1 protein-coding gene is annotated in these 614 nt (G+C 52.0%); it reads right to left on the bottom strand.

All coding sequences use genetic code 11. From position 1 onward, the window contains the following. The coding region (locus R7E38_RS23105; protein WP_318082182.1) for a RecQ family ATP-dependent DNA helicase at positions 1 to 614 on the bottom strand (614 nt) is incomplete at both ends.

Here is a 614-nt window from a genome sequence, read left to right as displayed (position 1 = left end):
ATCGGCTTATGCTTCTCGACCAGGTTGTAGCGAATATTCGGACGGTCAAAACTGCCTAAGTGGACATGAGGTTCATGCAAACGTAAGCGTTCAAGAATGTCGCGACGTGTAGCGTCATCCGCAGTGGCGGTGAGCGCCATAAATGGCACATGCGAAAAATGCTGCTTTAGCTGACCCAGCGCGGCGTATTCAGGACGGAAATCGTGTCCCCACTGCGAGATACAGTGCGCTTCATCCACCGCAATCATCGCCAAAGGCAGGTTTTCGAGTCGCTCGATGAAGTCACGCATTAACACGCGTTCTGGTGAGACGTAAACCAATTTGAGTTGACCGCTGTGCATGCGGTTATACACACTCAGCAGCTCTTCACGGCTCATGGTGGAGTTCACACACTCTGCCGCAACGCCGTTGGCTTTGAGCTGATCGACCTGGTCTTTCATCAAAGAAATCAGCGGCGAAATCACCAAGGTGATGCCACTACGAACCAACGCAGGTATCTGATAGCAAAGAGATTTGCCACCACCTGTCGGCATGATCACCAGACTGTCTTTGCCCTCGACCGCCGATTCGATGACCTCTTGCTGGCCATCACGAAACGTTTGATAACCGAAAAC

It is taken from the genome of Vibrio sp. Vb2131, from assembly GCF_033338535.1.
Lineage (GTDB): Bacteria > Pseudomonadota > Gammaproteobacteria > Enterobacterales > Vibrionaceae > Vibrio > Vibrio alginolyticus.
This window is presented reverse-complemented; position numbering and strand designations above follow the sequence as displayed.